Origin of the sequence: Bifidobacterium sp. CP2, from assembly GCF_018555635.1 — a bacterium.
GTDB lineage: Bacteria > Actinomycetota > Actinomycetes > Actinomycetales > Bifidobacteriaceae > Bifidobacterium > Bifidobacterium saguinibicoloris.
The window spans coordinates 1-21,178 of sequence record NZ_JAFEJX010000021.1 but is presented as its reverse complement, the minus strand read 5'-3'; the positions used below and the strand labels follow the sequence as shown (position 1 = coordinate 21,178).

Sequence of the window (21,178 nt, the reverse complement as noted above, 5' to 3'; positions counted from 1 at the left end):
GGGCCGGTGGCCCGGTGTGCGTGAGAGACCTGGTTTTGTGTTCCGGTGTCACGATTCGTGACCCTGGAAGGTGAATCGGGCCCGTTCCTACGTTCCGGACCAGGAGCCGATGGGCCGGAACGTATGATTGCCCCTGTTGCTCGTTCCGGGGCCATGAGGCCGCGGGTGTTATGGACCCGGAGCGCGGATTGGGCTTGGTTCCCCGTTCCGGCCCAAGGGCCGGTGGCCCGGAGTGCGTGAGAGACCTGGTTTTGCGTTCCGGTGTCACGATTCGTGACCCTGGAAAGTGAATCGGACCCGTTCCTACGTTCCGGACCAGGAGCCGATGGGCCGGAACGTATGACTGCCCCTGTTGCTCGTTCCGGGGCCATAAGTCTATGGGGCACGGTGGCCCCGGAGCGCGGATTGGGCTTGCTTCCCCGTTCCGGCCCACGAGCTAGTGGTACGGAACGTGTGATTACGGTGCTTGAGCCGTTGCGTACCTCAGGCCAGTGGTACGCAACGGCCTTCCGCGGCATTTCAAGCGTGAGGACCAGCGCCGCGGCACGCGAAAGGCCGCCGGCCTCCGAAGGGAGGACCGACGGCCTTCACCGAACAATCGATGCGATGGTTCGAGGCATATCGCTGGATGCGGATGCGAACGCACATGCGGATACGCCTTCAGGTTGAGAGCCTCAGGCCGTATACGCCTTCAGATCGCGCATCGCCGTGGCGTCATCGCCACCACATGGTCATCAGGAATCCAATGAGGATGATGACGAAGCCGATGAGCAGGTTCCACGCGTCGATGCCCGGAATCGGGTAGTTGCCGGTCAGGTAGTAGCAGACCACCCACACCAGACCGATGATCATCAGGGCGCAGAACAGCGGCACGAACCAGCGCGGGTTCGACTTGGTGCCCTTGATGGTCTCCTCGACGCGCTTGGTGTTCTCCTCCTGGCGTGCCATCATGCGGCGCATCTGCGGGCTCATGGACTTCTTGTCGGCGGTGGCGTTGAGCACGGCCTCGACCTGGTCCATATCCACGCCGTAGTCCTCGGACGTCTCCTCAGTGGCGTCATCGGTGGCGTCATCGGCGGCGACATCCTCGGCGTCAGTGCCCTTCGCGTCGTCCTTCGCATCCGTCGCGGTCGCGGCGGTTTCCGCCTGCCAATCCTTCTGGTCCTTCGAGTCGTTTTCGTGCAGCTCTTCGTCAGCCATCAGCGTAGTCTCCATTCACAGTCAATAGGCTAGGAGCCATCATAGTGGTTGGTCGCGAAACCGGCGAGATAATCGCACGACATGGCGCACAATGTGGGCACAATGCGGACATTCGGCGCCTTATGCGGACATGGTGCGTCATCGTGGTGGATAATCGGCAGGGAGTCCGGCTCCACGTGAGACGAGGCGAGACGAGTCCCGGTGCGCGCGGAGCCCTGCATGCGGAGTTCCGCGTGTGTAGTGTTGCGCGGAGTTCCGCGTGCGTGGACCAGCCCGCGCAGGCACCCGTGCGTAAGCCTGTCCGCGGAGTTCCACGCGGCTCACGCACGTGGGCGGCACCGGCGTCTGCGGCGGCGATGCCGGGAACGGTATGGTCGGTATGAAGATGGTAGCGGAGGCTCCGCGGTGCGGAGCCATCGCGGTTTTTCCGGAAAGGCGGCGGCATGGCCAAGCATGGCGGCGGACGGCACAGCGTGAAGCGCTCTCTCGTCGGGAGCGTCGCCACGGTGCTCATCGTCGCGCTGACCGGCTACCTGTTCGTCACGAACCTGCGCGTGAACCGCACCGCCACGGTCAACTCGGACACGGCGCAACTGGTGGAGCAGCGCGTGGCGGAGGTGAACGAGCTGTCGGAGCAGGTGAAGAAGCTCAGTTCCGACGTGAGCACGCTCACCCAACTCGCCTCCTCGTCGAACGACGCCAACGGCAACGGCACCACCAACAACGGCACCAACGGCAACACATCGAACGACGACGCCGGCAGCGGCGCCACCCTCCCGCAGGTGGAGGGGCCCGGCGTGGCCGTCACGCTCGACGATTCGCCCATGTGGGAGCAGGCCGTGGACGCGTCCGGATCCACGGAGGACATCGACAAGTACGTCATCCACCAGCAGGATCTCGAATCGGTGATCAACGCGTTGTGGGCGGGCGGCGCCACGTCGATGAAGTTCATGGACCAGCGCATCCTGTTCAACTCCGCGGTGATCTGCTCCGGCAACGTGGTGTCCCTGCACGGCAAGAAGTATTCGCCGCCGTTCACGATCTACGCGATCGGCGATCAGGACAGTCTTATCGAGGCGCTCGACGATTCGCCGGCCATCAAGATCTATCAGCAGTATGTGAGCGCGTTCGGCTTGGGTTGGAAGGTGGAGCGCAAGCGTGATCTCACGTTCGAGGAGACGCCGTCGTTGCTGTCGCCGTTGAAGTACGCTTCGCCGCTTCCCGGCTCGGATGAGTCGTCCGACGGCGCCTCGTCCGGTTCGTCCGATGCCTCCGGCTCGTCCGGCGAGTAGGCCGGCGGTCCGATTTGGCCGTTCCGTCTTCGACGGGATGTAGGCCGACAGCGTAAGCCCCGCCGCGTGCGGCGTGTGCCCAAGGGCGTGGGGGACAATGGGACGAGCGGTGTTGGGTACGGCCGGTACAGTCGGTGGATGGAAATCCGCAGGCGGGTCCCGCGGGTCGGAATCCTTCGCGGCGGCCCGCAGGCCGTCGTGAAGGACCGTCGGCGCCAGGGGCGATCGGCATGAGTCGGCATAAGGAAGGGCGATTGGAATGAGACACAGCGCACGTCATACGGCCGGACGTCGGTCCGGCAGGGTTTCCGTGACTTCGGCCGCTTCCACGGCGCCGATGGCGCCGGGTGGTCCCGCGACGTCCGCCCGGTCCCGTCGCGGCTTCGGCTGGCAGGCGCTCGGCGTCTTCGCCGAGGTCCTCATCACGTTGGCCGTGGTGTGCGCGCTGTATATCGTGTGGCAGCTGTGGTGGACCGGCGTGGAGGCGGAACGCACGCAGGCGGAGACCCGTCAGCAGGTCTCCTGGTCCGATCCGGCCTCCTCCGGCGATACGAAGATCGCGAAGGCGCAGGAGGGCGATCCGCCCGTCCAACCGGAGAACGCCTCCTACGGCGATCTGGTGGCGGAACTGTACGTGCCCCGATTCGGACAGAACTGGGCCCGCAACGTGGTGGAAGGCACCGACGCCGCCCAGCTGGCCCGCCATGGTCTGGGCCATTACGAGACCACGCAGATGCCGGGGGAGCTCGGCAACTTCGCCATCGCCGGCCATCGTTCCGGTTATGGCGAGCCGCTCGGCGAGATCGACAAGCTGCAGGAGGGCGACTACATCGTCATCCGCACGCAGGATTACTGGTACGTGTACCAGTACACGAAGTTCAAGATCGTCACGCCGGACGCCGTGGAGGTCGTCGCCCCGAACCCGGAGCATCCGGGCGAGCAGCCCACCAAACGCATGATCACGCTCACCACGTGCGAGCCGAAGTACACGACGGCCACGCACCGGTGGATCGCCTGGGGCGAGCTCAAATACTGGGCGAAGGTGTCCGACGGCGTGCCGAAGGAGCTCACCACCACGGATTCGACCGGCAAGGTGAAGTTCGCGAGCACCGCCGCGAAGGACATGTCCCTGCCGGCGCGTCTCGGTTCCCTCCAGCCGGTGGTGTTCGGCTCCCTAGCCGTGTGGGCCGTGCTGTTCATCGCCGCCGCCGTGGCGTGGCGCTGGCCGCTGCTCGCCGCGATCCGCGCGGGCGTGCGCCGTCGCCCGGACGCGAGCATCTACGGCGGTCTGATGCGCATCCAGCCGGGCGTCCTGCCCGTGCGTCTGCTGCTGACCGCGCTGCTGCTGCTCGCCGCGGCCGCCGCGCTGTTCCAGTGGGTGTTCCCGTGGGCGGCGCTCAACATTCCCGTCCTGCAGCAGATGAGCAACTTCTCCGTCGGGTGACGGAGGCTGAGTAGACTTGCGGTTCAGTACCACCCGTAAGGAGACCATCGTGACCGATTCCGCCCGCATTCTGGTGATCGACAACTACGATTCGTTCGTCTACACCATCGTCGGCTATCTGAAGACGCTCGGCGCCACCGTGGACGTGGTCCGCAACGACGCCGTCGACCCGTCCGACCCGCATGTGACCGACGGCTACGACGGCGTGCTCATCAGCCCCGGTCCGGGCGCTCCGGCCGATTCCGGCGCCAGCGAGGACATGATCCGCCTGTGCGCCGCGCAGGACAAGCCGATGTTCGGCGTGTGCCTGGGCTTGCAGGCGCTTGCCGAGGTGTACGGCTGCACGGTGGACCACGCGCCCACCATCATGCACGGCAAGACGAGCCTCGTGGAGCATGTGGATGACGAGATCTTCGCGGGCGTCGCCAATCCGATGACCGCCACCCGCTACCATTCGCTCGCCGTCGAACCGGATTCCGTGCCGGACACGCTCGAGGTGACCGCGTGGACGCAGGGCGACCACATCGTGCAGGGCATCCGCGTCAAGGGCAAGCCGATGTACGCGGTCCAGTTCCACCCCGAATCCGTGATGACGGAGGACGGCTACCGTCTGCTCGCCAATTGGCTGGCCGTGTGCGGCCAGACGAACGCCGTGGCGAAGTCCGCCGGCCTGCAGCCCAAGGTCGTCAAGTAAGGCGACGCAGGCGTCGTACGATACGCAACGTACGGCACGGCACGCGACGCACGGCATACGACGCGACGCACGTAACGCAAGACCCCTGACGGGATTCCGTCAGGGGTCTTGTCGTATCGGCTTCCGTCATCGGCCTTCGACAGCCGACGTCAGCCGACGGCCGATCAGTGACCGGTGGTCGTGCCGGTTCCGGTACCGGAGGAGCCGTTGCCGGTCGTGTCGCCCGTATCCTCGCCCGTGCTGGAGGCCTGCGTGGTGAGCGTCACCGTGGAGCCCTTGTCCACCTGGCCTTCGGCCGGGTTCTGCGCGGTCACCTTGTCGGACGAACCGGTGGAGCCGGTCTGGGAGACCGTCAGACCCAACGCCTCGAGCTGGATCTTCGCCGTGGCGTACGTCTGGCCCACCACGTTCGGTACGGTCACCTGCTCCTTGCCCTTGGACACCACGAGCGTGATCGACGACTGCTGCTCGACGGTCGTACCCGAACCCGGGTCCACGCTGATCACCGTGCCGGAGGCCACCGTGTCGGAGTTCGCCTCGGTGACGGTCACCGTGAACTTGAGGTTCTTGAGCGTCTGCACCGCGGAATCCTGCGGCTGGCCCACCAGGCCGTCCGGCACCTTCGTCATGCCGGAGGAGACGTACAACAGAACCGTCGAACCCTTGGTGGAGGGGCTTCCGGCCGCCGGGTCGGTGCGCGTCACGTTGTTGCGGGCGATGGTCGCGCTGTCCTCGGTCTGCACGCTCGTGCCGACCTTGAAGCCGGCCTTCTCCAGTGCGGCGCGCGCCCCGGACTGGCTCATGTCCGTCACGTCGGGCACCTGCACGCTCTGCGGGCCCGCGGAGAACCACACCTTCACGGTGGAGCCCTTCTTCGCCTTCGAACCGCCCTTCGGCGTCTGCTTGCCGGTGAACGTGCCTTCGGGCTCGGTGGAGTCCTTGTCGGTCATCTCCTGGAACTGGAAGCCGGCGGCCTCGATCTTCTGCTCGGCCATGGCCTTGGTCATCGAGGAGGTGATCGTCGGCACTTCGGCCATGTCCGCGTCCGTGGCGCCGCCGCGCAGCATGAAGAACACGGCCACGAGGACGGCGACGAGCACGAGCCCGCCGATCACGGAGCCGATGATGATCTGCTTCTTGCGCTTCGCCTTGGCGGCGGCCGCGCGCTGCTCGGCGCGCGTGCGCACCGCGGCCGACGTGGAGGGGCGCACCTGTTCGAACTGTCCGGTCACCGGGTTGAACGCCTGCGTGGACTGGCCCTGCTCGTTGGGGTTGAGCGCCACCGTGGCGGCGTCCTGCTCGGCCTGCTTGCGGGCCTTCATGTTCGCCAGGTCGGTGAGCGGGTTGAACGCGGCCGCCACGGGCACGCCGCCGTTCATGAAGGTCAGGATGTCGTTCTTGAACTCGGCGGCCGTGGCGTACCGGTTCTGGCGGTCCTTGGCCATGGCCTTCGCGCAGATGGAGTCCCACATCTTCGGCAGACCGGGCGTCACCGCGCTCGGCGGCGTGGCCACTTCGGACACATGCTGGTAGGCGATGGCCACGGCGGAGTCGCCGGTGAACGGCGGACGTCCGGTGAGCATCTCGTAGAGCACGCAGCCGGCCGAATACAGGTCGGAGCGCATGTCCACGGTCTCGCCGCGCGCCTGCTCGGGGGAGAGGTACTGGGCGGTGCCCACCACGCCCTGCGACTGCGTCATCGTGGCGGCCGAATCGTCGAGCGCGCGGGCGATGCCGAAGTCCATGACCTTGACCATGCCCTGGTCGGAAATCATGATGTTGCCGGGCTTGATGTCGCGGTGGATGATGCCCATGCGGTGCGAGTATTCGAGCGCGTTGAGCACGCCGAGCATCACCTGTTCGGCGTCGCGCTGGCTCAGCGCCCCGTTCACGTGGATCACGTCGCGCAGGGTCTGGCCCTTCACGTACTCCATCACCAGGTACGGCAGACGCTCTACCTGGCCGTTCTCCGTGGTGACGAGCTCCTCGCCGGAATCGTAGATGCTCACGATGTTCGGGTTGTTCATCTGCGCCACGGAATGCGCTTCGCGGCGGAAACGCTTGAGGAAGATCTCATCGGTGGCCAGGTCGGAACGCATGATCTTGATGGCCACGGTGCGGCCGAGGCGCGTATCCAGCGCCACGTGCACTTCGGCCATGCCTCCGCGGCCGATGAGCTGGCCGAGCTGGTAGCGGCCTTCGGCCAGTGAAGCGGGCATGTTGCTCATTGCTGCTCCTTCCAATTCGCCGCGTTCGTTGCGCCCGTCGCGGCGGCACCGGGGACGGTTCCCGCGGCGCTCCCCGCGGCGGACCTATGCTCGGGCATTGATACGAGTGGGATGTGCGGGGAGCTGGCGATCCTGCGCGGCAGGCGGCTCCCCACCATCATGGTGGAATCGTTGAGTTCGGTCTGCTGGTCCAGCAGGCGGCGTTCGATGCGCGCCAGCGTGCGGGAGACGACGAGCGCGTCCTTCGGACGGTCCAGCGGGTCCTTCGCCAGCATCGACATGACGAATTCGCGCAGCTGCACGTCCACGTCGTCCGGCAGAGGCGGCACGGGGTCGTTGACGTGTGCGGCCGCGATGTCGACGGGCGTGGCGCCCGTGAACGGGCGGTGCCCGCATAGGCCCTCGTACGCCACCACGCCCAGCGAGTAGATGTCCGATTGCGGCGTGGCCTGCTGGCCCTGCGCCTGCTCGGGGGAGATGTACTGCGCGGTGCCCACCACCATGCCGTCCTGCGTGATCTGCTCCTGGTTGGTGGAGTAGGAGACGCCGAAATCGGTGATCTTCACGTCGCCGTTGTCCGCCACCATGATGTTGGCGGGTTTGACGTCGCGGTGAATGACGCCGTGGCTGTGGGCCACGAACAGGCCGCGCGCGGTCTGGATGAGGATGGGCAGGAGCTCCAACGGGTCCATGGCGCCCTGCTCGTGGAACAGGTCCGCTAGGGATTTCGAGGGCACGTATTCCATGATGAGGAAGCCGATGCCGTCATGCTCGTAGTATTCGAACAGCGCGGCGATGTTCGGGTGCGCCAAGTTGGCGGAGTTGTGCGCTTCGGCACGCAGCCGGCGCAGCTTCGCCTCCGCGTTGGTCAGGTCGCTGCGCAGCGCCTTGATGGCCACGGGGCGGCCGAGCTGGATGTCCCAGCCCTTCCATACTTCGCCCATGCCGCCTTTCGCGATGCGGGAGTCCAGGCGGTATCGGCGATGGATCAGCTGTCCTTCGATCAGTCTCATTGCTGCAGGGCCTCCTGGAGTACGGTGCGGAACACCGGTCCGGCGCTGTTCACGCCGTACGTGTTGGTGTTGTGGATGACGACGGCCACGGCGATCTTCGGGTTGTCCGCGGGGGCGAACCCGATCACCCAGCCGTCGTTGGCGCTGTTGTCGGAACCGATCTGCGCGGTGCCGGTCTTGGCGGCGACGCTCACGCCGTCGATGGCGAGGGACGGCGCGTCCTTGGTGACGACCGTCTGCATCATCTGCGTGAGCTTGTTGGCGGTGTCCGCGCTGAACGGTTCGCTCATGGTGCGTGCGTGCGTCTCGCTGATGACGGACAGGTCGCTGGCGCGCACGCGGTCCACGAGGGTGGGTTGCATGAGCTTGCCGTCGTTCGCGATGGCCGAGGCGATCATCACGTTCTGCAGCGGCGTTTCGGTGACGTCGCCCTGTCCGATGGAGGCGAGGGCGAGCTTGTCGTCGGTGAGCGAGGTGGGGAAGTTCGAGGCGACGGCCTTCATCGGGCTGCCGGTGGTGTCGGAGCCGTCGACGACGAGCGAGCTGCCGAAGCCGAGCTTGGTGGCCATGTCGGCGAGCTTGTCCTGGCCGAGGGCCACGCCGAGCTGCGCGAACGCGGTGTTCGACGAGTAGGCGAGGGCGTCCTCGAGGCTCATCGAGCCGTTCGAGCCGTTGCCTGCGGAGGAGGCGTTGGTGAGCGCGGTGACGGTGCCGGGCAGCGTGTAGCTGGCGCCGGCGGGCACCTGCGTGTCGGTCTGGTAGTCGCCGGTCTCCAACGCGGCGGCGGCCACGACGGTCTTGAACGTGGAGCCGGGCGGGAACAGCTGGCTGGTGGTGTTGTTGAGCATCGGGTTGGTGGGGTCCTGCGTGAGGGCCGCGTAGTTCTGCTTCAGGGTCGCGCCGTCGTGCGAGGTGAGTTGGTTCGGGTCGTACGAGGGGTTGGAGACCATGGCGAGGATGCGTCCGGTCGACGGCTCCATCGCGATGACGGCGCCCTGCTGGTTGTTCAGCGCCTGGGAGGCGATCGTCTGGAGCTTCGTGTCGATGGACGTCTCGATGGTGGCGCCCTTGTTCTCGCTGCCGGTGAGCGTGGACTTGATGCGCTGCCAGAACAGGCTGTTCGATTCGCCCGACAGCAGTGAGTTGCGCGACGCCTCGATGCCGCGGTCGGCGCGCTGGCTGATGGAGAAGTAGCCGGTGACGGGCGCGTACAGGGAGCCCTGCGGGTAGGAGCGCTGGTATTTGAACGCGTCGTTCACCGGTTCGGACTTGGCGAGCACGGTGCCGTCGGCGGCGAGGATCGAGCCGCGCGGCGCGCCGTACTCGTGGTACAGGGCGCGCGTGTTGCGCGTATCCGAGTTGAGCGCGGCGGCGCGGATCGCGGTGATGATGGTGGTGGACAGGCCGAGCACCGTGAACAGGACGATGACGGCGGTGAACAGCTGGCGCAGGGTCTTGTTCACAGTGCGCCTCCTTCGATCGGCGGCATCGGCTTGACCGGCGTGGCGGTGGCTCCGGCCACGCGTGCGGCGTCCTCCGCGTCCATGGCGGCGCGCTCCGCCTCGCGCTCCTTGAGCTCGTGGTCGCGCAGCGCGGCCAGCGCCTCATACTGGAACGTGTCCGAATCGGTTTCCGGAGCCGGCTTGTTGGCCGCGTCGGAGATGATGATGAGCAGCGTGGCGAGCAGGTAGTTCGCGATGAGCGACGAGCCGCCCGCGGCCATGTACGGCATGGTCAGGCCGGTCAGCGGGATGACGAGCGTGATGCCGCCCACCACGGTGAACACCTGGAACGCCATGGTGAACACCAGTCCGGAGGAGAGCAGCTTGCCGAAGCCGTCCTTGATCTTCATGGCGGTGACGAAGCCGGAGGCGATGATGATGATGTACAGGGCGAGCACGGCCATGCAGCCCACGAGCCCCATCTCCTCGCCCACGGAGGCGTAGATGAAGTCCGAGTTGGCGAACGGCGTGAGCGCCGGATGCCCCTGACCCAGACCGGTGCCGGTGAGACCACCGGCGGCCAGGCCGAACAGGCCGGTCACGATCTGGTAGGAACCGCCCGTGCGGTTGTAGAGCGTCGGGTCGAACGGGTGCAGCCACACCTCGACGCGCGCCCCCACGTGGCTGAAGATGCTCGAGGCGGCCACCGCGCCGAACGCGAACGCGATGAAGCCGATGACGATCCAGCTGAGACGCCCGGTGGCGACGTACAGCATGGAGACGAACATCGCGAAGAACATGAGCGAGGTGCCGAGGTCGTGCTGCATGATGAGCACGCCCATCGAGGCGAACCACACGATGATGATCGGGCCGAGGTCCTTGATGCGCGGCAGCTGCAGGCCGAGGACCTTCCTGCCGCCCACGGCCAGCTGGTCGCGATGGTCGAACAGGTAGGCGGCGAAGAAGAACGCGAGGAACAGCTTGGCGAACTCGCCCGGCTGGATCTGCCCGATGCCGGGGATCCTGATCCAGATGCGTGCGCCGTTGATCTCCTGGCCCAGGCCGGGCAGCATGGGGGAAAGGAGCAGCACGAGGCCCACCACCATGCTCACATAGGAGAAGCGCCGCAGGATGCGGTAGTCCCGGAGGAAGATGACGAGCAGGGCGCACAGCGCCATGGCGATGAAGACGAACAGGAGCTGGCGCTGCGCCACGGCCGTGCCCTTCTCCTGATCGATGCGCGCGATCTCCACCATGCCGATGCCGGTGAGGAGCAGCACGCAGGGCTGCACCACCTGGCTGGCGTACGGCAGACGGAAGACGATGAGCAGCCAGAACGCCACGGACAGGCCGGCCCAGACGCCGTACAGGACGACGAACTGCTGCGGCACCGTGCCGGTGGTGCGGTGGAACATCTGATAGAAGGCCATGCCGCACAGCAGGAACGAGACGATGAGCAGCGCGACCTGGCGAAGGCGGAGGGCGATCATTGCTGAGACCCGCCTTCTTCCGTGGACGTGTCGGAGGAGCCGGTGGCGTCGTCGGAGGCGCCGGAATCGGAGGAGGAGGAGGAGGAGGAACCATTCGAACCGGAATCGGAGGACGAAGCGGCGTCCTTGGACGCCGAGGACGAGTCCTTCGCATCCTGCTGCTCCTGCTCCAGCGACTTGAGCTCCGCGCGGATGAGCTTGACGTGCGCCTGCGCCTCGGCGAGGTTGTCGCGCACGATGCCCTGCTGCAGTTCGTCGCGCCACGTGGATGGCAGCTTGTTGATGGAGATGGAGGTGCGCTCCACCTCATGCGAGAGACTGAACCCGGCCAGGTTCGTGGGCACGCCTTGGTAGATCGCCACCTTGCCCTCGGCCTCGCCCACGTAGTACTTCGACTGGCTGTACCGGTACGCGGCGTACACGCCGCCCGCGAGCACGGCCAGAATGGCCAGAATCGTCACGATGACGCCGATGCGCTTGTGGCGGCGACGGCTGCGCGCGGTCTTCTGCGCCTCAGCCCGCTCCTCATGGATGGCCTTCGCCACTTCGGGATCGTTCGGATCGGCGGTGACGACACCGTCCGACTTCTGCACCACCGGAATCTCGCCGGTGTCCGGATTGTGGCGTTCGCCGTTCTCCTCGCGCACCTGCGAAGGCTGGACCACGCGCGGCGCCTCGGCACGCTGCTTCTCGCGCTGCTGCTCCTTGGGCGACTGGCTGAGCGCCGCCGCGCGCACGGCCGGCGAATTGAGGTCGCGCAACGCCGGGGCGGTGGCCACCGGCTCGTTGACGATGTCCGCGATGGGTTCGAGGCTGGCGCTGGCCGCGCCGCCGACGAGCGGCGTCTGATGAGGCAGTTCGAACGCGTGCGCGTCGAGCGCGAGCGTGGCGTCCGCGATCACCGCGGTGACGTTGTCGGTGCTGCCGGCGCGCAGGGCCATGCCGACCAGCTGCTGGGCGCATTCGCCCGGATCGGACAGCTGGCTCATCACCTCGGCGATGGTCGAGTCCTCAAGCACGCCGCACAGGCCGTCGGAGCACAGCAGCCAACGGTCCGCCGGGTGCGCCTTGAGGATGGCCACGTCCGGGTGGGGGTCGATGTCGAAGTCGCCGATCACACGCATCACCATGTTCTTCTGCGGATGGGTCTTCGCCTCCGATGGGGTGATGCGGCCCATGTCGACGAGATGCTGCACCAGGCTGTGGTCCTGCGTGGCGCGGCTGAGCACGCCGTCGCGCAGCAGATAGGCGCGGGAGTCGCCGATGTGCGCGAGCACCCACCAATCGGAGACGAGCGCCACCGCGGTGACGGTCGTGCCCATGCCTCCCAGACCGGACTCCCGGCGGGCCTTGCCCACGATCGCGTCGTCCGCGGCCATCACGGACGTGACCATCATCGAGGCGATCGTGCCGACGTCGTCGGTCACGTCGTCGCGTTCGATATGCGCGAGGGAGCGGATGGCGATGGTGGAGGCGGTGTCGCCGCCGGCATGACCGCCCATGCCGTCGCAGATCGCCACGAAATGCTCGCCCGCGAACGACGAATCCTGATTGTTCGCACGCTGGGTGCCCACGTCGGACACGGTGGTGGAGTACAGGAACAGACGGCGTGACAGGGCCTGCGTGGCCTGCGCGTCCTGCGGGTCCCGCACGGCGGCCGCGGCGTTCGCCGCGGCGAGGCCGGCACCGGAGGAAAGGACGGTCTCGCCGTCGTCGTCGGCGGCGAAATCGTTGAAATCGTCGAAATCGCTGGGGGCCGACTGCTGCAACGGAGTGGTCGGCTGGTCATCGGAGGAGCTCATCGGTTCATCACCTCAGCTCGAAGGTCGTGGCGCCGATGCGCACGGGCATGCGGGCGGGAAGTACGGTTGGCGCGGCCAGACGCTGGCCGTTGACGACGGTGCCGTTCGTGGAGCCGAGGTCCTCGATGGCCCACTGGCCCGACGTCGGGTCCTGATAGATGCGTGCGTGATGCGAGGAGACGAACTCGTCATCCAGCACCACGGTGTTCGAAGCGGCGCGTCCCAGCGTGATGGTCTCACCGGTGAGCGGCACGGACGAGCCGGCCAACGGGCCGTCGATGATGACCAGCAGCGATGGGCCTCCCGCGGCGGCGGGCGCGGCGGAAGCCGGACGGGCGTTGCCGCGGGCACGATGCCGCTCCCTGGCCGGCGCATGCACGGGCGCGCCCTCCGTCACCGGCACGGCCGGTTTGGCGGAGGAACGGCGCGCGGCATGCCGGTCCTTGCGGCGGCGTGCGCGTGAAGGGCGCGGGCTGAAGGAGCTGATGTCCTTGTGCAGGGAACGGATGGCGAACCATGCGAACACCCACAGCAGAATCAGGAACCCGTACTTGAGCAGCGCGAATGTCAGTTCGGTCATGCTGGGTCGACCTTACGACGCGGCGCGCGCGTTACTCCTGCTCCTGGGAGGAGGCCCAGTAAAGGATGCGCGTACGGCCGATGGTGATGGTGTTGCCGTCCAGCAGCGTGGCGGCCGGGACCTGATGGCCCTCCACGTACGTGCCGTTCGTGGAGCCCAGGTCGCGGGCGATGACGCCGTTGGGGGTGATGTCGATTTCCAGATGCTTACGGGAGATGCCCGGATCGTCGATGACGATGTCGCAGCCGGAGCCGCGGCCGATGATGGTCTTCTCCTTGGTGAGCAGATACTGGCTGCCGTTGATCTCCAGCAGCGGGCTGTCTTGGCTCTGCGTGGGCGTGGTGACGGGCACCGCGTTGCCCTGCACGGAGGCGGAGGTGAGCTTGAAGCTGCCCTTGGTCAGGCCGAGGTCCTCTTCGAAGATCACGACCACCGGGCCCACGAACGCGTAGTGCTGGGTGCGCGCGTAGTTCGTGAGGTTGTCCGCCAGCTCGTCGGCCAGCGTCTCGCTGCCCCACTGCTCGATGCGGTCGAAGTCCGGAGTGCTCAGCTTGAAGCGGTATTCGTTCGGGGCGACCGTGCGGTCGCGGCCCACCGGCATGGCCTCGTTGTCGATCTCGCGCTCAAGGGCGCTGGACAGGTCGACGGGCTGCAGTTCCTTGGAGCCGAACTTGGAGAACACTCCGTTCACTGCGCCTTCCACGCTTTTCTCAAAACGGTCGAGAACGCTCATAGTCATCCCTTTCTATCCTTGACTAGTGTACGCACGGGTCGGAACGGGCCGTTTTACCCGCGCCGATACTTGCAAAAGCCACAAATCGGCGCGTGTTTCGCCCGTGTTTTAGGGCGCATCCCCCACTTGCGCACCCATTCGCGTACCTGACACCGGATTCGGCATCAGACTTGGCGGCGAAGCAACCCCGGTACGACGCGGCCGTCCTGTTTCGCCGGGAAGCTTTCCGGCGCAACAGGGCGGCCGCACTTGACGGGAACCGCTTCGTTCCCTGCTCAGGCGCCGAGCAGGTCAAGCATCTGCGCGATGTTCTTCTTGCCGAACTCGACCTTCTGCTCGCCGCCGTCGCCGGCCGCACCGCCGCGGTTGATGACGATGCAGGGCACGCTCATCGCGCCGTACTGGTCGCGCAACTCCGGGAAGTGCGAGACGTCGTAGGCCTCGGCGCGCACGTTCGGATTGAGCGAGGCGATGCGCTGGGAGGCGAGCACGGTCTCCGGGCACATCGTGCAGGTGAGGGACACGAGGATCATCACGTCGGTCGGCGTCGAAATCGCCTCGGCGCGCTCACGCAGGTCGGCGTCCAACGGCTGGCCGGGGCCGGCCGCGTTGTACAGGCCCAGCACGAACGAGTTGAACTCGTGGCCGGACGGCACGCCATGGAACGCAAGCCCGGTGAAGACCAGACGTCCGCCATCCGTGCCATCGTCGGCGACGCACAGCCGCACGCACGGACGCGCGACCGGCATGAGGCCGGCGGGGTCGAATTCGGCGCGACCGGTGTCGTCGAGCGTGCCGTACGTCGGCAGCGCGGCGTCGCCGTCGCCGGCACCACCCGCCGCAGCGACGATCTCCAACGGCTCGCCGACGACCAGACCGGCCGGCGCGGACGAGCCGTCGATCGCCGTGACCAAACCGGCCGCATCCACGGCCACCGAATTCAGCCTGCCACCGGACAGCGCGACCATCTCACCGACGAATCCCTGCAATTCCGCGGAAAGCGGGGTGTCGTCGAGTTCCAGGGCGAGCGTGACCGGACGGGTCATACGCCCGAACACCACGCCGAGCTGCTGCTTGACGGCGGCGGAGAACCGCTCGCCCGGCTTGCGCTGCGACGCGGCCTTCGCGGCGGCGGCATCGGCGCTGCGCTTGACGGGCGCGGGGGCGGGCGACGTGCCGGCGGCGCCGGCGCCCGACGCGGCCGACGTCGCCGCGGCGGCCTCCTCCTGTTCGTAGGCGGAGGCGGTCGGGCGAGGCGGCACCAGTCCCGTCTTCTCGCTCATCGACTTGGCGTACCGTTCCAGTTCGACGGCAGCGATCGCGCCGTCGGCCGTCGCGGTGACGACCTGACGCAGGTTCTTGACGCGCAGGTCGCCGGCCGCGTACACGCCCGGCACGCTCGTCTCGAGGTAGCCGTGCGTGACGACGTAGCCGTGGTCGTCGAGTTCGACGACGCCCTTCACGAGCGACGTGGCCGGCACGTAGCCGGCGAAGACGAACACACCGAACGTGCCGCCGTCGGCCGGCTTCCACGTTTCGATCGCGCCGGTCGCACGCGTCAGGATCGTCGCCTCGCGCAGGCCGCCCTGACCGGCGGTGACGCCCTTGAGTTCGACGCCGTAGCGCACGTCGATCTTCGGGTTGCGCTTCGCCTCGGCGGCGACCGACGCGTCGCAGGTGAAGTCGTCCTCGCGCACGAGCACGGTGACCTTGGAGGCGTACTTGGTGAGGAACACGCTCTCCTCGGCCGCGGCGAACCCGCCGCCGACCACGAGCACCTCCTTGCCGGTGAAGAACTCGCCGTCGCAGGTGGCACAGTAGGCCACGCCGCGGCCCGCGTATTCGGCCTCGCCTTCGAAGCCGAGCTTGCGCGGCGAGGCGCCGGTGGCGATGAGGATGCCGAAGGTCTTCAGGTCGCCGCGCGTGGTGTGCACGGTCTTGACGTCGCCGTCGACGTCGAGTCCGGTGGCTTCGGCGGAGAGGAATTCGGCGCCGAAGTCCTTCGCCTGCTCGCGCATCGTGGCGGTGAGCGCGCGGCCGGTGGTGCGGCCGACGCCCGGATAGTTCACGACCTCGTTGGTGATGGTGATCTGTCCGCCGAAATCGTCCTTTTCGAGGACAAGCACGCGATAGCGGGCGCGCGCGAGGTACAGTCCGGCGGTGAGTCCGGCGGGGCCGCCGCCGATGACGACGACGTCGTACAGGTCGTTCTGGGTGGATTGTTGCGTCATGAAAGCTCCTTACGAAGGCTCCTTACGACACGATGGGCTCCCTCGGTCGAGGGAGCCCATCGTCGTCATGATCCGATCGATCCGTTCGGTCCGGTCACAGCTGGCCGACGAGGTCGAGGCTCGGCTCGATGGTCTCCTCGCCCGGGGTCCAGTTGGCCGGGCAGACCTGATCGCCGTGCTCGTACACGAACTGGGAGGCCTGGACGCGGCGCAGCAGCTCGTCGGCGTTGCGGCCCACGTTGGAGGAGGTGACCTCGTAGGCCACGACCTTGCCTTCCGGGTTCACGATGAAGTCGCCGCGCTCGGCCATACCGTCGGCCTCGTTGTAGGTGTCGAGGTCGCGGGCGAGCAGGGCGGTGGGGTCGGCAAGCATCGGGTACTGGATCTTCGCGATCTTCTCGCTGGCGTCATGCCACGCCTTGTGCACGAAGTGGGTGTCGCAGGACACGGAGTAGATCTCGCAGCCGATCTTCTTGAACTCGTCGTACTTGTTGGCGAGGTCCTCGAGCTCGGTGGGGCACACGAAGGTGAAGTCGGCCGGGTAGAAGAAGAACACGGACCAGTGGCCGAGCACGTCCTCCTTGGTCACTTCCTTGAATTCGCCGTTCTGGAATGCCTGGACCTTGAAATCGGTGATCTCATGCTGCAGAAGCGTCATCATCGTTCCTTACTGTCATTCATGACTCGTTCATGACGGCCCGACGGGTTCGGACCCTATGGCCCATCCTATCCATTCGTCCCGTGCGCGGCGCCGCGGGCACGCCCACAGCGGATATGAATCGCATCACAGCGGCCGCACACGCGGCACGACCCGTCTCTGCAGAGGTCACGCTACGCTCATATGCCGAGAGAGCAGAGTCCGAAAGAGGAGACAGGGAGTAGTCGAACCATGCCGTCGTCCATGCTCATCGTCCACGCCGGAGCCACCGCATACACCGTCACGCCGGCGCACGGCGCGACCATCGGCCGCGCGCCGGACTGCGACATCGTCATCGACGACCCTCACATCTCGCACCATCACGCGCGGGCGACCCTGACGCACGAAGGCTGGGTGCTGGAGGATCTGGGCAGCGCCAACGGCATGTTCGTCAACGGTGTGCATGTCACAAGAATCCTGATCGAATCGCCCACCACCATTTCGCTGTCGCGCAACGTGGCCATCACCTGCACGCCTCTGCGGCAGCCGACCCCGAACCCGAACCCGCCGGCTGTCGCGTCGGCACCGGTGCCGGCACCGACGCAGCTGCCGCCGGCACAGCCGATCCCCCTGCCGGCGGACACCGTCCCCAAGCCGCCGACGGCACGGCACGCCATCCACAACATGACGCCGAACGCCCCCACCTCCGCCATCGCAGGCGCCGGACGCCAGCCGGTACCGGCGCCGTTGCCTCAGGCACGGCCGATTCCCCTGCCGCGCACTCGGAACGCCAACCTCTACGGGACGGTCATGGCGGGCAGCCCCCAGGCGCAGCTTCTGGAGTCACGGATGCCGGCGCAACGCGTGTTCGGCCGCTTCGATCCGAACGTCGACCGGACGGGCGTCCTGGGACGCGACCCTTCGAGCGTCATCCACATCAACGACCGACTCGTCTCACGCCGTCACTGTTCCCTGGAGGCGACGCCGAACGGCATCCTGCTCACCGACCTCGATTCGGCCAACGGCACCTACGTGAACGGCCGCCGGGTGGCGAAGATATGGCTGGAGGCGGACGATACCGTCACCGTCGGCAACACCGACCTCACCGTCCATGACGGCGTCCTCTGCGACCGCACGCCGTTCATGGCGTCGGAGGCGGTCATCGCCGAAAACGTCGGTCTCGTCGTCGGCAAGAACGTCAGACTGCTCGACGGCGTCAACGCGGTGTTCGCCAAAGGCACGCTCACCGCGGTCATCGGACCCTCCGGCGCCGGCAAATCGACCTTCACCTCCATCGTCGCCGGCCTCGGCACGCCCTCGGAGGGGCACGTCCTCTTCGACGGCTACGACGTGCACCGGAACATCGAACTGCTCCGCAGCCGCATCGGCTTCGTCCCGCAGGACGACGTCGTGCACCGCAAACTCACCGTGGACGCCGCGCTCGAATACGCCGCACGCCTGCGCCTTCCCGCCTCCACCAAAGCCGAACGCGCCGAAATCATCGACAACGTCCTGCAGGAGCTGGAACTCACCGATCGGCGACGCAACCGCATAGACCGGCTGTCCGGCGGGCAGCGCAAACGCGTATCCACCGCCATCGAGCTGCTCACCGGACCGGAGCTGCTCATCCTCGACGAACCCACCTCGGGACTCGATCCGGCCCTTGACCTCACGGTCATGACCATGCTGCGCCGGCTCGCCGACGCGGGACGCGTGGTCATCGTCGTGACGCACTCCCTGTCCTACATCGACCGGCTCTGCGACAACGTCCTCATGCTCGCCCCCGGAGGCCGTCCCGCGTTCTTCGGCACCACAGGCGAGATGCGGCAGGCGTTCGGCGACAAGGATTGGGCCGACATCTTCAACGACGTCACCGAATCGCCGGACACCGTGTACTCGATCACCGAAACGGAACAGCTCACGCAGCAGGCGAAACGCCTGACGTCCCCACGCGGCGGACACGACGGGCGCAGCGCCTTTGACGGACGCGACGCACGCGGCGGGCATAACGGAAACAGCGGCAACGGCAAGTCCGGCGGACCTGACGCATCTAACGGATCCAACGGGCGCAACGAACACGGCAAACGCATGCGGTCGTTCCGGTTCCGGCAGATGCTGACGTTGGTGACCAGACAGCTCCACCTCATCGCCGCCGACCCGGTGCTGCTCGTCTTCCTCCTACTGCTCCCGCTGCTGCTGGGCCTGCTGTCCCTAGTGGTGCCCGGATCGCACGGTCTGGGCGAACCCGATTTCAAGGATGCCGCCACCGAACCCAGCCAACTGCTGTCGCTGGTGATCCTCGGCGCATGCTTCATGGGATCCGCGCTGTCCGTGAGGGACATCATCTCCGAACGGGCGATCTACGACAGGGAGCGTGCGGTGGGGCTCTCGCCCACGTCGTACACGCTGTCGAAACTCATCGTCATGGGATGCCAGACGCTGCTGCAGGCGGCGATGCTCATCACCGCGGTCATGCTCGGCAAACCCGGACCGGATAGCGGCGTGCTCACCGATTCCGGCGTACCGGAATTGTTCCTGGCGGTCTGGCTGACCGCATGGGCCTCCGCCATGCTCGGCGAGATCGGCTCGGCCCTGGTGAAGTCCGGGGAGCAGACGATGCCGCTGCTGGTCATCCTCGTCATGGCGCAGCTGGTGTTCTCCGGCGGCATGATCCCGGTGACCGGAAGGGACGGTCTCGAACAGGTCGCGATGGTGTTCCCCGGACGATGGGGATTCTCGGCGGCCGCCTCGGACATCGGCCTCAACAAGCTGCTGTACGGCCTGGACAAGGTGCCGACCTTCGACAAGGACGACCTGTGGAGGCAGACGGCCGCGCAGTTCCGCACCGATATCGTCGTACTGGCGGCCATGGTCGTGGTCTTCACGCTCATGCTGCGGGTCTGCGTCAGCAACGTCGTCTCCAAGCGCATCCGGCGCTGAGCCGAGCCGAACTGAGCCGAACTGAACCGGCGTTGAACCGAGCCGAATCGAACTGAACCGAACTGAGCCCGAAGCGGAACGGAAGGCCGACGGCATCGCACGGACGACGCATCGCCCGTATCATGGAATCGGCGAATTTCCCATCTCGCGAAGGCAAGGAGGGCACATGACCGACGACGTGACGCTCGGCACGGCATCGCAGGAATCATATGACGCTCACGGAGAGGAGTCCACGGCGAACGCCACGTGGAGCCGCATGCTGGCGGGCAACCGGCGGTTCGCGGAAGGCAAGCCGGAGCACCCGTGGCAGGACGCGCAGACGCGCGAATCGCTCCTCGACCGGCAGAACCCGGACGCCGCCGTGCTGGCCTGCGCGGATTCGCGCGTGCCTCCGGAGATCGTGTTCGACCAGGGCCTCGGCGACCTGTTCGACGTGCGCACCGCCGGCCAGGTCGTGGACGACGGCGTACTCGCCTCGCTGGAATACGCGGTGGACGTGCTGCATGTGAGCCTGCTCGTAGTGCTCGGTCATCAGGGCTGCGGCGCCGTGCATCTGGCGATGGACCAGCTGGACGAGATGCTCCACGCGGCCACCGCCGACGCCGACGATTCGCTCGAGGCCGCCGATCTCATGGACTCGTTGGATGAGCGCATCCTCGAATCCGATTCGATTCTCATGCGTTCGGTGGGCCTGTCCGTCTGGCAGGCGCGCGAAGCCGAGCTGGAGGCGCAGGACGACATCGAACGCGTGCATGTGGCGCACACCATCGAGGATCTGGTGTCCCGCAGCGAGGTCATCCAGAACGCCTTGGCCGAGGACCGGCTCATGCTCGTCGGCGCCCGTTATCAGCTCGACACCGGTCTGGTGGAGGTCTTGAGCTTCTGACGTGTGCGCACACGCCCGTATACCGCCCGCGGCCCGGCATGTCATGCCGGACCGCGGGCGGTTCCGTATCGTCGCCCGTCGTCGCATCCTACAGGAGGGAGCGGGAGGGACGTCTCGCGCCCGTCGAAGACGCCCGATTCTATAGAAACGGACGCAACCGGGCAGTCAAACGCACCCCTCGCGCCCAATCCTATAGAAACGGACGAAACACGTGCCCTCCGGAGCACCCCATCGTCCGTTCCTATAGAAACGGACATCCCACAGAACCACCAACCCACGATTCCGCCACATCCTATAGAAACGGACGCAACTGGGCAGGCGGACGCACCCCTCACGCCCGATTCTATAGAAACGGACGAAATCGGGCAGTCGGACGCACCCCTCACGCCCAATCCTATAGAAACGGACGCAAAGGAGCACCTGCAACCCCCGGAAACACTGTCTAGTCTCAGCGGATAGTTGACGCATGTCTCGGGGCATGGTTGACGCCATGTCCTTGGGCATGGTTGACGCCATGTCCTGGGGCATGGTTGACGGGTGTCTCGGGGCATGGTTTACAGGTCGCC

General features: G+C 66.7%; 15 protein-coding genes. 5 read left to right on the top strand and 10 right to left on the bottom strand.

The window, feature by feature from the left end; genetic code table 11:
• Window positions 1–714 precede the first annotated feature (714 nt).
• Window positions 715–1,200 (bottom strand): cell division protein CrgA, encoded by a 486-nt coding sequence (gene crgA / locus JS531_RS10755; protein ID WP_214315842.1) that lies wholly within the window; start codon window positions 1,198–1,200, stop codon window positions 715–717.
• 443 nt (window positions 1,201–1,643) lie between these two features.
• On the opposite strand from crgA, the gene JS531_RS10750 reads away from it, so the two are divergent.
• From JS531_RS10750 to JS531_RS10740, 3 genes are all read left to right on the top strand, one after another.
• Window positions 1,644–2,492 (top strand): DUF881 domain-containing protein, encoded by an 849-nt coding sequence (locus JS531_RS10750; protein WP_214315840.1) that lies wholly within the window; start codon window positions 1,644–1,646, stop codon window positions 2,490–2,492.
• A gap of 337 nt (window positions 2,493–2,829) precedes the next feature.
• A complete protein-coding gene (locus JS531_RS10745) occupies window positions 2,830–3,936 on the top strand; it encodes a class E sortase (protein ID WP_240542192.1) in 1,107 nt (368 codons plus the stop codon).
• 49 nt (window positions 3,937–3,985) lie between these two features.
• A complete protein-coding gene (locus JS531_RS10740) occupies window positions 3,986–4,630 on the top strand; it encodes a gamma-glutamyl-gamma-aminobutyrate hydrolase family protein (RefSeq protein WP_214315836.1) in 645 nt (214 codons plus the stop codon).
• A gap of 164 nt (window positions 4,631–4,794) precedes the next feature.
• Here the strand turns inward: JS531_RS10740 and pknB are convergent, their stop codons facing one another.
• From pknB to ahpC, 9 genes are all read right to left on the bottom strand, one after another.
• Window positions 4,795–6,858: a Stk1 family PASTA domain-containing Ser/Thr kinase gene (gene pknB, locus JS531_RS10735; RefSeq protein WP_240542191.1), complete on the bottom strand. Its 2,064-nt coding sequence runs from the start codon at window positions 6,856–6,858 to the stop codon at window positions 4,795–4,797.
• The gene (locus JS531_RS10730) at window positions 6,855–7,871 is read right to left on the bottom strand and encodes a serine/threonine-protein kinase (RefSeq protein ID WP_214315835.1); all 1,017 of its coding nucleotides are present in this window, start codon (window positions 7,869–7,871) and stop codon (window positions 6,855–6,857) included. Before JS531_RS10730 ends, pknB begins: the two co-directional genes overlap by 4 nt.
• Window positions 7,868–9,334, bottom strand: coding sequence for a penicillin-binding protein 2 (locus JS531_RS10725; RefSeq protein ID WP_214315834.1), 1,467 nt, complete (start codon window positions 9,332–9,334; stop codon window positions 7,868–7,870). Before JS531_RS10725 ends, JS531_RS10730 begins: the two co-directional genes overlap by 4 nt.
• Entirely contained in the window at window positions 9,331–10,803 is a 1,473-nt protein-coding gene (locus JS531_RS10720; protein ID WP_214315833.1) for an FtsW/RodA/SpoVE family cell cycle protein, read from the bottom strand. Before JS531_RS10720 ends, JS531_RS10725 begins: the two co-directional genes overlap by 4 nt.
• Window positions 10,800–12,605 (bottom strand): protein phosphatase 2C domain-containing protein, encoded by a 1,806-nt coding sequence (locus JS531_RS10715; RefSeq protein WP_214315832.1) that lies wholly within the window; start codon window positions 12,603–12,605, stop codon window positions 10,800–10,802. Before JS531_RS10715 ends, JS531_RS10720 begins: the two co-directional genes overlap by 4 nt.
• Before the next feature lie 7 nt (window positions 12,606–12,612).
• Window positions 12,613–13,185 (bottom strand): FHA domain-containing protein, encoded by a 573-nt coding sequence (locus tag JS531_RS10710; protein WP_214315831.1) that lies wholly within the window; start codon window positions 13,183–13,185, stop codon window positions 12,613–12,615.
• A gap of 31 nt (window positions 13,186–13,216) precedes the next feature.
• The gene (locus JS531_RS10705) at window positions 13,217–13,918 is read right to left on the bottom strand and encodes a DUF3662 and FHA domain-containing protein (protein WP_214315830.1); all 702 of its coding nucleotides are present in this window, start codon (window positions 13,916–13,918) and stop codon (window positions 13,217–13,219) included.
• Between the two features lie 275 nt (window positions 13,919–14,193).
• On the bottom strand, window positions 14,194–16,149 hold the full coding sequence (locus JS531_RS10700) for an FAD-dependent oxidoreductase (RefSeq protein WP_214315828.1): 1,956 nt from the start codon (window positions 16,147–16,149) through the stop codon (window positions 14,194–14,196).
• Window positions 16,150–16,243: 94 nt separating this feature from the next.
• Complete coding sequence (ahpC, locus tag JS531_RS10695) at window positions 16,244–16,807, bottom strand: alkyl hydroperoxide reductase subunit C (protein WP_214315845.1); 564 nt, start codon at window positions 16,805–16,807, stop codon at window positions 16,244–16,246.
• A 231-nt stretch (window positions 16,808–17,038) separates the two neighbouring features.
• Between ahpC and JS531_RS10690 the strand changes: the two genes are divergently transcribed.
• Together JS531_RS10690 and JS531_RS10685 are read left to right on the top strand one after the other, a co-directional pair.
• Window positions 17,039–19,726, top strand: coding sequence for an FHA domain-containing protein (locus JS531_RS10690; protein ID WP_214315826.1), 2,688 nt, complete (start codon window positions 17,039–17,041; stop codon window positions 19,724–19,726).
• 166 nt (window positions 19,727–19,892) lie between these two features.
• Window positions 19,893–20,612 (top strand): carbonic anhydrase, encoded by a 720-nt coding sequence (locus tag JS531_RS10685; RefSeq protein ID WP_240542190.1) that lies wholly within the window; start codon window positions 19,893–19,895, stop codon window positions 20,610–20,612.
• The last annotated feature ends 566 nt before the right edge of the window (window positions 20,613–21,178 follow it).